Below are 13,507 nucleotides of genomic sequence, written 5' to 3' on the forward strand. Positions count from 1 at the left end.
TCACTCGTCTGCACTCCATGGATACTGAACTGATCACAACCTTGGTGTCGCTTCTGGCCGGCGGACTTCTGCTCTACCTGGCCATCACCATCACCCGCGACAATTTCGAGAACCGGCTCAACCGGGTGACCGGCTCGATGTTGTTTTTCGCGGGGCTGGCGCCGTTGTTTCTGGCGCTCGGTTCAATCGTTCAGCAGCCGGAGGCAGGCGTCACGACTTTGCCCGATTCGCCGCTTTATCAACTGCACACGATCTGGGAGCTGTTCTTCCCCACCCTTCTGCTATTTGCCATGCTGTTTCCGGTGGACAGGCTGCGGGAGTTCAAGCAAAGCCGCCTTCGGACACTCGTCTTCGTGCCGCAGATCATGCACCTGATCATCATGCTGTTTTTCGGCAACATCAACCGCATGCTGGCGATGGTGGAACTGGATCCGAGCCGCGAGGGGTTCACGACCATCGTCCTCAAGCCGTTCTCGTATTTGTTCACCGGCGTTCTGCTGCTGATCGGGTTTATCCGCTCGTACGAGCAAGTGATTTTTGATGTCGTCAATCTTCTGTATGTGGGGATAGCGGTATACTTTCTGGAGACCGGCAGCCGATATCTGCGAGAGCCTCGCCTGCTTAATCAGACCAGAACGGTCCTCTGGGGGACACGCCTAGCTCTTGGCCTGTATTCGGCTGCGGTGGTGATGGTGCACCTGTTTTCTAAGGAGATTGCGCCACAATATATCGCCGCGACGCAGCTGGGTTCGGTGGTGGCGGGGGTGGCGATATTCGGCTATGCAATTATCAGGCATCAGTTCCTCGATGTCCAGTTGGTGTTCCGCCAGTCGTTCATCTACACGATCGCCATGGCCATCCTGGTGGGTGGGTATGTGGTGATGGGAATGCAGGCGAAGGAGATGTTGACGCCGTTGTTCGGCGCTCGGGCCGAACTGGTCAGCTACGTATTCCTGATCTTCGTCCTCTTGCTGTTTCAGCCGATCTCGAGCTGGCTCGACAATTTGATCAGGTCGATGTTCATTCGCACGCGCACCGACTACCGCGCGATCATCGAGCGATTCTCGCGGCAGGTGATCTCCGTGTTCGATCCGCACCAGTTGCGACAAACGATCGAGGAAACGCTCAAAACGGCGCTGCTGGTAGAGAACGTATATTTCGTTCTCTACGACGACAGCGTGGGCGAATATACGCTTCTGCCGGACGAACTTTCGTCACATCGGGTCATAATCGACCGTGATGACCTGATGCTCCGCGGCATCAACCTGCTCGATGCCCCCACCCATTACAGCCTGCTGAACGAATACGAGGAGAGTTCGAAACTGGCCGAGCTGCTTAAGGAGCGGAAGGTAAAGTTGATCCTGACGATGAAGGACGCGCAACACTTGCTGGGATTCCTCGCTGTAACACAGAAGGCGGCCGGCTATCGCTATTCCGCGGAAGACTTCAACCTGCTGGGGGTGCTTTCAAATCAAATGGTCACCGCCCTGACCAACGCCCGGCTCTATGTGGAATCCCTCGAGCGGCTGCGATTGCAGGAAGAAGTCAACATGGCGCGGCAGATCCAGCTCGATCTGCTGCCGTCAAGCCCGCCGGACCTCCCCTGTTCCGTCATCTGTGCCAGCTCAATTCCCTCGCGCACGGTCGGAGGAGACTTCTATGATTTCGTGCCGACGCGCGACGGCAAGCGGATGGGGATTGTCATCGCCGACGCTTCCGGTAAAGGGATGCCTGCGGCGCTCATGATGGCCCAGATACAAGCAATGATACGGAGCGAAGTCTCCAACGGCACGCCGATCCCGACAATGATGAGCAATATGAACCAGCAGGTGACACACTCGACTTCGGCAGAGAAATATGTGACGTTGTTCTACGGCGAACTGGATAAGGAGACCGGGACGTTTGAATTCGCCAACGCCGGTCATAACTACCCGGTCCTGGTGCGGGAGAATGGCCAGATCGAACTGCTCGAAGCGGGCGGCCCGATCATTGGGGCGTTCAGTTTCGTTTCGTATACGAGCGCCTCGGTTCAGTTGCGCCCGAAAGACCTGCTCTTTTTCTTTACCGACGGACTATCCGAGGCGATGGATGCGCAAGGAACCGAATACGGCGAGGAGCGGATTCGCAAGTTTGTCTCCGAGCGACGCAACGAGGCGCCGAACGCGATCATGCAGATGATACTCGACGATGTGCGGACTCATGACCCAAGCCAGCCGCCACAGGATGACACGACCATCATCGCCCTCAAGATGCATGACCATCCCGGAGTCTTGCGATGAACCAGAAGCACGACCGGTTCGATTCCGAGAAACTGTTCGAACGGAAGAAGCACAATTGCGGCTTTCGATATTGCCCGCTCTGTAGCGGTACACTCGTCGAGGCGGTTATCGACGGCCATCATCGACTGAAATGCTCAAGTGACACCTGCGACTACGTGTTTTACCAAAATCCGGTACCGGCAGCCGGAGCGATCATCGTCAAAGATGATAGCATACTTCTGGTCAAGCGGGCGCACCCGCCGCGTATCGGCTGGTGGTGTATACCGGCCGGCTTCATGGAGTGGGACGAACACCCAACCCAGACTGCCGTACGGGAACTTGATGAAGAGACGGGACTGAAAGTCCGTTTGACCAGTTTCTTTGAGGTCTACAGCGGCAGCGACGACCCGCGTGCCAACGCCCTGTTGATTCTCTATCTGGCCGAAGTTGTCGGCGGCGAGATGCATGCCTCGGATGATGCACTGGAGGTCCGGTATTTTCCATTTGATGCGATACCATCAGACATTGCGTTCCAGGCGCATCGTCAGGCCCTGGCAGACTATGATGCACGGTTCCGGCGGAAGTTGTGAGGGCATAGCGTTATGGCAGCCAGTTTTCGCGGTCGGCTCTTCCGGCTATTCCTGATGTTCGCGTTGATACCCTCGGTCATACTGGCAACAGTTGGCGCGTATCTGATATTCTCTTCGCAGCGACCGGTCAGGCCATTGACCGACACCACTTCCTCTGACCTGGTTGCGTATTACAACCAACTCTTGTTCGAGCGGATCGAGCGCCAGTTGGACTTGTACGCGGCCACAGGCGGTGCCAGCTCGTTCGCGGTTGACTTCCTGTTTGTCGCCGAAGGGGACAGCGCCGAGCGGATCATAGGAACACAAGAACAACTGTCCCGAGAGAGCATTGATGAGATAGCCCGTGCCTCTCGCGACCGTGAGCGCGGTTTTGTCCTGACCGGCGGCCGGTTATTTCAATTCGCCAAACGGGCAATGCCGGAGAATCGCACCGTGTATGGCGTGCTCATCCACGACCCACGTCTGGCCGGGCTGTTGCAGTCAGCCGGGGTCGATGCCGCCAGCCGGTCATTGGAACGAGAGTTGCACACACCATATCTATATTTTCTGGCCGCCTTGGTGGCACTCTTGCTCATCGCAACTCTCGTGATCGCCTTCCTGCTTTCGGCGCGGCTGTCGCGGTCCGTGGCGCAGCCGCTTTCCGAGTTGAGCGAGGCCTCGATGAGGATCGCGGGCGGCGACTTCAAACAGTCAGTGCCGCTCGGGGGAACCGCCGAGATGCGTACGTTGATAGGCAATTTCAACACCATGGCGACAAAACTCGACCAGACAACCGCTATGCTCTCGCAGACGCAGCGAGTCGCCGCATGGCGACAGGTGGCACGGCGGTTCGCTCACGAACTGAAAAATCCGTTGCAGCCGATTCTGGTCTCTCTATACCGAATCGAGAAGCAGCTCATGGACACCGAGGCGTACGACAAGATCTATGAGCCACTCAAGGCGGCTGCCGATGAAGTGAAACATCTGACACTGCTGGCTGACCGATTCTCACAATTGGCCAAGCTACCGGAACCATCGATGCAGCAGGTCGACCTGAATGACCTGGCACATTCTGTAATCGAATTGTACCGGGAGAAGCTGGCTGCCTATCGTTTCACCGTATCGCTTCCGGACAGGCCGATCGTCATCGATACCGATGAAGGGTACGTTCGGGAGGCGCTCCACAATCTGTTTCAGAATGCGCTCGACGCCACGGATGAAGGAGGCCGAATTCATCTGGAGATCGCCGGAAGCGGCGATCACGTTCGGCTATCGGTGGCTGATAGCGGCATCGGGATGGACGATACAACGCTGGCGTCGGCACGTCTCCCCTATTTCACCACCAAGGACCATGGTAGCGGCCTCGGTCTGGCGATAGTCGAACGGGCGGTAACGGAACTGTCAGGTCAGATGGCGATTGAATCTGCCAGAGGACAGGGCACCCGCGTCACACTGACCATTCCGGTAAGGCGCTGAGCATGCCCTCGCGGATTCTCATCATTGACGACGAGCCGACAATCACCAGGGCTTTCTCTGCGTTGCTGCAAGATCATGGATATGAGACAGCCGCAGCCGGCTCGGTGGGCGAAGCGCTCGTTCTCGTTCGCCGTCGCCGTTTCGATCTGACGCTCCTCGATCTGCAATTGCCTGATCAGTCCGGGGTTGAATTCCTTCGCCGAACGCGCGAATTGACCCCATCGATGGTGACGGTGGTGGTCTCCGGTCAAGCTGACATACCCAAGGCCGTGGAAACAATCAAACTGGGCGCAGTAGATTTCCTCGAAAAACCGGTCTCGCCCGAACGATTGATCGCAACGGTTCGGACCGCACTGATGTTATCTGCGGCCAATCGCCAGCGCGAACAACTGGTGACTGACCTTGACGCACACAATCAGATTGTGGGAAGATCGTCGGCCATCCGTAAACTCCTTGAGGTGATCATGCAGGTTGCCCCTGCCGACACCGCGGTGCTCATCACAGGGGAGAACGGCACAGGGAAAGAACTGGTCGCATCACGACTGTATCTTGAGGGCAGCCGCCGGGACAAGCCGTTCATCAAGGTCAATTGTCCCGGCATTCCGGAGACGTTGTTCGAATCGGAGCTATTCGGCCACCTCAAAGGGGCGTTTACCGGTGCGGTGCGAGACTACCCCGGAAAATTCGTGCAGGCCGATGGCGGTACGTTGTTTTTGGATGAGATCGGCGACCTGCCGATGGCATCGCAGGCCAAGCTTCTCCGCGTACTGGAGACGGGCGAGGTGGAAACCTTGGGCGCCACGCAGACACGCGTGGTTGATGTCCGGGTTATCTGTGCCACGAATCGACCGCTTGAGAAGTTGATCGCAGAGGGCGCGTTCCGCCAGGACCTGTACTACCGAATATCCGTATTTTGTATCCCGGTCCCTTCGCTCGCGGAACGGCGTGACGACATTCCGCTCCTCATCGGCGGATTCCTGGCGCGATTCGATCCGGCGGGCAGTACCCGCCTTGCCCCCGAAGCGGTTGCGTATCTGACGACACTCGCTCTGCCCGGCAATGTGCGTCAACTCAAGAACATCATCGAGCGACTCTGCATACTCTGTCGCGGGCGGATGGTGTCCATCGACGATGTCGTTGCCCAGAGTGGGACACGGGCAACAACCCCCGTCCGCACACCTGAGGAAAGTTCGCTCGGAGATCGGATGGCTCTCTTCGAGCGGAACATGATCCAGGCAACACTGGAGTCTGTCGGCGGCAATATCTCGGAGGCGGCTCGTCTCTTGAAAGTTGATCGGGCGCAACTATCCCGCAAGGTCAGCGAATTTGGGCTCAAGGAAGCTTGATGAGTTTCTGTGCGAAGGTGTGTCGACTTGACACGCCCGTTCTTCCGACCATACCCTAACTCCTTATCCACACACAGCTTGACTTGCCGGCATAAAACTTGTTCTATCCTTGGCGAAAAACGGAGGATGTATGCGACGCATTTGGAGCCGACCCATTCTAATATCGTTCATGTGCTGTTTAGCGGTAGCAGTCGAGGCGGTCGAACCGCAGTACAAAGAGTATACGGCACCGGTTACGCGTGTTGTCTATTTTGAGATCTCGTTCGATGAGCGCTTTATCACTATCGGCGTCCCGCATGATACAACTTTCGCTTCCCTCTCTTTCGCTCGGCAGAATTTGAGGCTGTTTCAGGATAGTGTCGTTCTGTCAGCAGTTGCAACCGGTGACTATGCCACCTTTCGCCGCGAAGGCTTACTGGTCGGGGATTCGCTCTATCGGTACGACCGCATCTCGGATATGGACATTCGCTTCGAGAGCGGCGAGACATTCATTACGTGCTATACGCGCAAGACGACAGACTCCGGCGCTGTGGCTCGCCGCGGCAACCGCATAAGTTTCGATGATCGCGTACGGGTTGCGGAAGGAGCATTTGTCCGCGGCATGATCTTCACCGTGAAAGGAAGCGTGACTGTCGATGGCGAAGTGAATCGCGCTATCGTGTCCCTGTTTGGCGATATCGACATTGGACCTACCGCAACCGTTCGGGGGGACCTGGCCTCGATAACGGGCGTCATCGATGCCTCCCGTGATGCGGCCGTCTACGGCGATGTCTATTCCGGAGCCAAAAAAGGCGCACCACGCAAGCACCGGTTTGTCCGGCGGGAAAAAGGGGTCGAACTGATCGGGACGTTTCGGTACGACCGGGTGGACGGCGCGGCGCCGTATGTCGGCCTCAAGTTCACGGACCAGGATTCATTGCTGCCGTCGGTGTGGGGAGAAATAGGACACGGGTTCGCCTCCAAGCGGTGGCGCTACGAAGCCGGCATGGAACAGATTGTCTGGAGGAAGATCCCGATCGCCGTGGGTGGGTCTTACCATCGACGGTTGGCATCCGGCGATGACTGGATTATCCGCAATACGGAGAATCTGGCATTCACGCTTTTGGCCAAAGAAGACTTCAAGGACTACTATGAAGCTGAGGGTGGGACCGTGTATGTCAAAGCCAGGCCTGTTCCGAAGCTCGAATTCGAAACTCGCTACCGGAATGAGGATCTGCGCTGGTTGAAAGCGCACCGCAATCTCTGGTCCCTTTTCGGCGGCGACAAGCAGTTCCGGGATAATTTCAGCACGGTTTCGGAGCCGTTCCACACCCAGGGAATTGCCGATATCGACTCCGCCACACGGGCGGTCCTTAGTTTCAAGGTCGATTATGACACCAGGAGTGCTGAGGACCTGTTCAAGCACTCGGCGTGGGCGCTGACCGGAGAACTGGACTGGTCCACAAAGGATCTGAACTCCAGTTTCGACTACCGCCGATACACGCTCAGCTTCCGCCGCTACCAGAGGATCAATCGCTATACCATGTTACTGGGACGACTCATGTATGGCGGCAGTGACGGTTATCTTCCGATGTACGACCGGTTCTTCGTGGGGGGCTTGGGTACGATGGCGGGATACTACCATAAGGAATACATGGGGACGCGATTCTGGATTACGAATGCCGAGTACCGAGTTGGCTTCCCGCATTCCGATCTGGCTTTTTCGATCTTGTGGGACATGGCCCAGATTGCCAATGAGCAGAAGCTGAACGGCGATGTGGAAGTGAAGCACTCGCTGGGCGCGGCAATGTACATCGGCGACGAATTCAAGTTGAGCCTCGCCAAGCGATTGGATCGCTCGTATCGCGATAATCCGAAGTTTTACGTGCGCCTCGATCATGTATTCTGAGGCGCCGTGCCGCCGAACGTGACAAGGGATGATCTGGCGCGTAATTTCGCCTGTAGTGGCCCTGGTGCTGGTTGGGTTTCAGTCGATAGCTGCTGATGCCGAGCCGCCGGTGGGATATCAGTTGCTCGTTCGGCATGGCTGGGTTGTCGCCATGCCTGACCTAAGCCCGCTGCTGACGAGCGAAAACGTCAGTCGTCTCAAAGGGGGCATCGGCCTCGTCTTCGATTATCGACTTTCGCTGAAAACTCCACGCCGTCTCTTCGGTGCTCGAACCGTTGCCGAAGCATCATCCGCTCTGCAAATATCCTACCGACTGCTTACCGACGAGTTCTTAATTTGTCGCCCGACAAACCCAGCCGACAGCGGCCGAACATGTGGTGCTCTGGAGGCGCTGGCCGATTACCTTGCCGACTCCCTTGTCGCACGGATGGCGAATATAGACTCTTTGAGTGAGAACAACGTGTATCGACTGGACCTCGACGTGACATCTATCTTGTTAACTGACATAAGGTTAATAGCAGGGGGCGGGACCCGGGAAGAGGACCATGAGCCACTCGAGTATCTGTTTCGTCAGTTCCTGAGTCTGACAGGCTACGGCCAGGAAGAGTGGCACTTTCAGTCCCGCCAGTTCCACCTGTCCGATCTCGCCCGCGAACCCTAAGCAAATCCGCTACTTAGACACGTACTCCCACCTTCCGACGGCTAAACTGCATTGCCGGTTGGTCGATATTATGAGTGAATCCGACAGCTCACAACAGTGCAGGTGCTATGAATCGAACGGCGGAAGAAAAGACGATCAAAGTGACGGCGGGGGGCGCGTCGGCACAATCTCCTCGAGAAATGAACGAAAGCGCCAAGATGGCGCTGGATCTGTTCAACGATCTCGAGGCGACCCTCCAGCACGTGGCCGAAACCAATCCCCGTATCGCCGGCGCTACCGAAGAACACAACGGCGTGCGGACGTCGGATGTACAGGCACTCCTCGAGGTCTCGCTGGCGATCAACTCGTCGCTGGTGCTCGATGACGTTCTTCAGGTCGTTATGCAGAAGGCGATCGAGCTGATGCAGGCCGAACGGGGCCTGATCATGCTTCTGGATGAACAGGGCGAGCTCCAGGTCAAGTCCGCCTACAATCTCTGCCGTGAAGAGATCATGGAAGAGGACTTCCGCGTCTCCAACAGCATCACGTACCGGGTGGCCCAGTCCGGCAAATCGATCTACACGTCCGACGCCATGGCCGACGACCGCTACGCCCAGCAGCAATCGGTGGTCGAGTTGCATCTTCGCAGCATCATGTGCGTGCCGCTCAAGCTCAAGGAGAAGGTCATCGGTGTTTTCTACCTGGACAATTCCAACCAGGCGCGCATGTTCCTCAAGTCGGACCTGTACCTGTTCGAGCTGTACGCTCAGATGGCCTCCAACGCGCTACACAATGCCGAGATGTATGATTCACTCCTGAGTCTGAAACGGTACCATGAGTCGGTCGTGACCAACACGCCGATCGGAATTGTCGTGCTCGACGGCTTGGGGCGTATCGCCACCATCAACCCGGTCGGTCTCGAGATCTTCGACCTCAACAAGAACGATGTCACCGTGCTCGGCTCCGAGCAGCCGTCCACCATTTTCATAGACAAGCTGCCGCAGCTCGAGCGCCCACGCTGGCAGAAAATGATCAATCAGGTGCTGGCCACCAAGCAGGAGCTTTCGGATCCGAGGTATTTCCACAACACCGGGTATGTGGAGAAAGTGCTCTCGATCAAGATCTCGCCGGTGGCGGAACTCCCCAGCGGCGCCAACGGTCTCACGATGGCCATCGAAGATGTTACCGAGAAAGTGCTGATGGAGAAGTACGTCATCCTCTCTGAGAAACTGGTGGCTCGGGGTGAGATGGCCGCCTCGGTAGCGCACGAGCTCAACAATTACCTGTCGATCATCTCGAACAACGCTGAGCTGATGCAGCTCAATATCGATCGGGAGAAGTACGACAAGGTCAAGTTTAACAGCAAGTCGATCGTCGAGAATATCTTCAAGATCAAACGGTTCGTCGACAGCCTGATGGATTTCTCCAAACCGGAACCGGAGTACCTGCACTACGACATCAAGCATCTTATCGACGATTTGCTGTTCTCGCTGCGGATACAGCCGCGCTTCAAGCTTATCCACTTTACGGTCGATCTGGCTACTGATATCCCCACGATCGAGATCGATGTCGGCCAGGTGCAGCAGGTGCTCATGAATCTGTTGAACAACGCAGCCGACGCCATCGAGGAGCAGGCCCTGCAATATCAGAACGAAGGAAAGCCGTTTACGCGGCAGATCGGTATCACCGCGTTCTTCGACAAGAATCGCGACGAGCTCGCCCTTGAGATTTCGGACAACGGTACCGGCATGTCCGAGGAGACGCTGGCGAAGATCTTCAATCTGCACTTCACCACCAAGAAGCACGGCCACGGCCTTGGTCTGCACAACTGCAAGAAGATCGTCGAGCAGCACAACGGACAACTGACAGTCAGCTCCAAGCAAGGTGAGGGGACGATCTTTAAGATTTCCCTGAGGCGCCTGCAGCCGAAACGCCAACCCACGACCTAAATGAATGTCGCCGACGACCCCCGCTTTCGAAGCCTTCGTCCGCTCGGCCGGGGTGGCACAGCCGAGGTCCTGCGGGCGTATGTAGTCGACCGGGAAATCGACGCCGCGCTCAAGTTCCCATTAGCCATTGCCACCGCTCCGGCGGTCGACTTCGCCACTCTGGCTGATCGTGAATATCACCTCATCGGCGACCTGACGTTCCCGGGTCTGGTACGTCTCCTGGAGCCACCGCACCATTCGCCGAACTATCTTCTTCTCGAATTCTGTGCCGGACCTACGCTGGACAAACTAGGGCGGGTGGCGGACATTTCGAAGGCGCTTGAGCTCATCTCAGCCGTTGCCGTCAATCTGGAGTATCTGCATGCCCATGGCATCATTCACGGCGATCTGAAGCCGCAGAATATCTTCCTGCCGTCCGATTGGCGATCGTACAACCACGGACAGTTCTTTTTCGTCAAAATATCCGATTTCTCGCTGGGGCGTTTCTCCGACGAACCTGAGGCGACGCGGGCCGGTCTCGGCACAGTCGGCTTCATGGCGCCGGAGACGATCGCGTCATCGCGTACCAGTAATCGCTCCGATCTGTTTGCGCTGGGTGTGATCGCCTATCAGCTTCTAAGCGGACATCACCCTTTCATGGACGAAGATACTGACCCGGTCCGCGTCAACGCGCGCATTGCGGAAGATTCGCCCGAACCGATCGGGCAGTTATGTCCCGGGCTTGATCCTGCCGTAGCCGAAATCGTACATCAATTACTGGCCAGGGAAGAATCCGGTCGGCCGGGATCGGCCGTTGCGGTGTGCGGGATACTGGAAAAGGCAGGTTGCCGGTATCCGTTCCGCGCGGCGCTTCATCCAAAGTGGTTCCTGATGAAGCGAGCGTTTTGGCAGCAAGGTATCGAACGCTGGCTGCGTGCGGACAGCGCCGTCCTTGAGCGAGTCAGACAGTTGACCGACGAGGACCCGACAAACCTTCACCTGCTGCTTTCGACCAACTATCGTCTCGGACGGCTGGTCTACGCAGAGGGGAAATTCAAATTTACTCAATCTCCGTACTGGCCTTCACGAATGCGCAGGTATGCACTGCGGAGATTCGCCTCCGGGTCGTTCGAGTTCAAGCGCAACGTGGTCACGGCAGCTGTCGTGTGGAACGCAGCAGAGGCACAGACTTTCGGAGTAGTACGGCCAGAGACAGAGACTCGGCATGACGGATCGCTGGTGTTGCTGCTCCCCTCACTTCTTCGCGCAGCCACGGTACGTCGACTGTCGCGTTCGTATGCCCGCCGAGCAGAACATGCAGACCATTTCGCATACGCCTCGCGACTCTGGGTGCAGGCGGGTGATCTGGAAGGCGCAGAACGGTGCGCCTATCAGGCAGCATATCAGTTGCGGCGCGACAGCAGAAATCAGGATGCCCTCACGATACTACGGCATGTAATCATCTATGCGGACATGAACGACCGCGGGTGGGAGGTACGTCAGCTTATCATGCTCGCGGGAGACCTGCATAAGGAGAACGGTGAGGCGGAGCAATCGCTCATCTGCTATCGGCGCATCGTCGACCTCTATGCGAATCACCCGCCGGACAAGCTGCTGGCGGAGACGTATAAAGACCTTGGAGACATCCACAAGATCAAGCAGGACTTTCAGGCAGGCCTCGAAGCGTTGCAGAGGGCGCTTGAGATATATCGTGAACTTCGTGATGATCTGGAAATCTCGCATTCTCTCAATAATATAGGAAACATCTACTGGCTCACAGGCGATGTCCGCCAGGCGCTCACCAGGTATCGCATGGCGCTGCGGATTCAACGAAGACTGGCGATCACCGCAGATGTAGCGTCGACTCTAAACAACATCGGAGCCATATATGGTACAACTGGGCGATTCAGCCGTGGGATTCGGATACTCAGGCTCTCTCTCGGGCTTAAACGAGAGATTGGCCATAAAGGAGAAATCGCACGGACTCTCAACAACCTAGGGTATATTCTGCATTTGAGCGGCCATTCGGCGCAGGCCGTCGCGCTCCTCGATGAATCCCTATCTATCAATCGTGAGATTGGTAGTAGAAAAGAGGTTTTGTTCAATCTGGAGAATCTCACGGCTGTTATGATCACCGCAGGAAAACTGGGTGAGTCATTGCAGTACATTGGAGAAGGGATGCAGATGTCCGAGGAACTGACGGACAAGCCGCATCTCGGGATTTTTTGCCAGAGCATGGCGTCTGTGTTGACCCGAATGGGTCGATACTCCGAAGCGGTCCATTACCTGGAACAGGGGGCTCAAATACTTGAGCAGATTGATGACGCTGCACTGGCTGTGCTGGTGCAGATTCAGCGAGCGGAAATTAAATACCAACTGGGCAACAGTGAGGCAGCTTTCGAACTGGCACTGGCGGGGCTTTCCATGGCGACAGAGAAAGACAACGCCCTCAGTCGTGTAGCCGCACTATTACTCCTTACTCGCCTTTCATCCGAGGAGCATTTTTGGAGAGAAGCCGAAGCATTGGTTCACGAACTTCAATTGGTGCGCGAAACTAGGTTGCTGCAATTCAATCGGCTTGAATTCCTGCTGCGTCACGAACGATGGTACAAAGCAACGGATGGCGTGGACGACCTGATGCGCATCGCCAATCAATTCACCGATGATTTGGAATTGCCGCGGATACGAATCCTGCTCGCCGAAATCCTGCTCAAAATGGACGATCACGATTCCGCTCGTGTACAATTGGATCTCGTTCGAGCCGATCAGATCGATGAATTGGCCCCGGAAGCAATGATGACTGCCATACTGCAAGGCAAGATTGCGGCCTCCATGGGGGATTTTGAAGGCTGCTTCTCGAAGTACCAACTGGGCCTCCGACTGTGTAAACAGATCGCTGAAACGATCGAGGATAAGATTGACCGCGGTCGGTACCAGACAAAACCAGATGTAGTCTTCCTGGTCGGCGAGATCCGTCGACTTGGAGCCAGACTAGGACAAAAACAAAGGGCAGGATCAGGGCCTGCCCTTAAGAAATCGTAAGGCCGCTGGCCTCTCGTGATTACTGGCCGCCCAGACTGATTCCGACCGGTGCGACACGGGTCTCGAGGACCTCGACCTTGAGAGTGTACTTCATTCACTCACCTCCTTCACGTGTGTGTGTGTATGTTCTCCTCCCCGTCGTGGGAGGATTTTGCTCTTGGATGCCCTCTACAGATTTCTACGCGCAATATATCGATCCTGTTGCGTGCGTCAAGGCCCAATGGCGATATGCTCAGTCTTCATTCCGTATCCCACGGAAAAAGACTCACACATCGGGAAAACATTTCCGATGCGAGCTCCCTCTGTTGCTTTCCTGTCGGGTCTTTCCTCCTTGAGCCCCACGCTCAGGTGCGGTGTGTC

At 56.4% G+C, this 13,507-nt stretch carries 8 protein-coding genes; all 8 read left to right on the top strand.

Going from position 1 to position 13,507, the window contains the following annotated elements; all coding sequences use genetic code 11:
- Positions 1 to 17 precede the first annotated feature (17 nt).
- The 8 genes from AB1644_03645 to AB1644_03680 all read left to right on the top strand — a co-directional run bounded on the left by AB1644_03645 (position 18) and on the right by AB1644_03680 (position 13,147).
- Positions 18 to 2,279 (top strand): PP2C family protein-serine/threonine phosphatase, encoded by a 2,262-nt coding sequence (locus tag AB1644_03645; GenBank protein ID MEW6050139.1) that lies wholly within the window; start codon positions 18 to 20, stop codon positions 2,277 to 2,279.
- Positions 2,276 to 2,848, top strand: coding sequence for an NUDIX hydrolase (locus tag AB1644_03650; protein ID MEW6050140.1), 573 nt, complete (start codon positions 2,276 to 2,278; stop codon positions 2,846 to 2,848). The genes AB1644_03645 and AB1644_03650 overlap by 4 nt, the downstream gene beginning before the upstream one ends.
- A gap of 12 nt (positions 2,849 to 2,860) precedes the next feature.
- Positions 2,861 to 4,303, top strand: coding sequence for an ATP-binding protein (locus AB1644_03655; GenBank protein ID MEW6050141.1), 1,443 nt, complete (start codon positions 2,861 to 2,863; stop codon positions 4,301 to 4,303).
- A gap of 2 nt (positions 4,304 to 4,305) precedes the next feature.
- Entirely contained in the window at positions 4,306 to 5,649 is a 1,344-nt protein-coding gene (locus AB1644_03660; GenBank protein ID MEW6050142.1) for a sigma-54 dependent transcriptional regulator, read from the top strand.
- A 130-nt stretch (positions 5,650 to 5,779) separates the two neighbouring features.
- A complete protein-coding gene (locus AB1644_03665) occupies positions 5,780 to 7,537 on the top strand; it encodes a BamA/TamA family outer membrane protein (GenBank protein MEW6050143.1) in 1,758 nt (585 codons plus the stop codon).
- A gap of 28 nt (positions 7,538 to 7,565) precedes the next feature.
- Positions 7,566 to 8,198, top strand: coding sequence for a DUF4390 domain-containing protein (locus tag AB1644_03670; protein ID MEW6050144.1), 633 nt, complete (start codon positions 7,566 to 7,568; stop codon positions 8,196 to 8,198).
- Between the two features lie 107 nt (positions 8,199 to 8,305).
- On the top strand, positions 8,306 to 10,126 hold the full coding sequence (locus tag AB1644_03675; GenBank protein MEW6050145.1) for an ATP-binding protein: 1,821 nt from the start codon (positions 8,306 to 8,308) through the stop codon (positions 10,124 to 10,126).
- The gene (locus tag AB1644_03680; protein ID MEW6050146.1) at positions 10,127 to 13,147 is read left to right on the top strand and encodes a serine/threonine-protein kinase; all 3,021 of its coding nucleotides are present in this window, start codon (positions 10,127 to 10,129) and stop codon (positions 13,145 to 13,147) included.
- Positions 13,148 to 13,507 lie beyond the last annotated feature (360 nt).

It is taken from the genome of Candidatus Zixiibacteriota bacterium (genome assembly GCA_040753875.1).
In the GTDB taxonomy this organism is placed as follows: Bacteria; Zixibacteria; MSB-5A5; order GN15; family FEB-12; genus DATKJY01.

Bases quoted from the DNA above. Each gene is read 5' to 3' on its own strand.
- AB1644_03680 (MEW6050146.1), top strand. From the start codon at position 10,127: ATGAATGTCGCCGACGACCCCCGCTTTCGAAGCCTTCGTCCGCTCGGC.
- AB1644_03670 (MEW6050144.1), top strand. From the start codon at position 7,566: ATGATCTGGCGCGTAATTTCGCCTGTAGTGGCCCTGGTGCTGGTTGGG.
- AB1644_03650 (MEW6050140.1), top strand. From the start codon at position 2,276: ATGAACCAGAAGCACGACCGGTTCGATTCCGAGAAACTGTTCGAACGG.
- AB1644_03665 (MEW6050143.1), top strand. From the start codon at position 5,780: ATGCGACGCATTTGGAGCCGACCCATTCTAATATCGTTCATGTGCTGT.
- AB1644_03645 (MEW6050139.1), top strand. From the start codon at position 18: ATGGATACTGAACTGATCACAACCTTGGTGTCGCTTCTGGCCGGCGGA.
- AB1644_03655 (MEW6050141.1), top strand. From the start codon at position 2,861: ATGGCAGCCAGTTTTCGCGGTCGGCTCTTCCGGCTATTCCTGATGTTC.
- AB1644_03660 (MEW6050142.1), top strand. From the start codon at position 4,306: ATGCCCTCGCGGATTCTCATCATTGACGACGAGCCGACAATCACCAGG.
- AB1644_03675 (MEW6050145.1), top strand. From the start codon at position 8,306: ATGAATCGAACGGCGGAAGAAAAGACGATCAAAGTGACGGCGGGGGGC.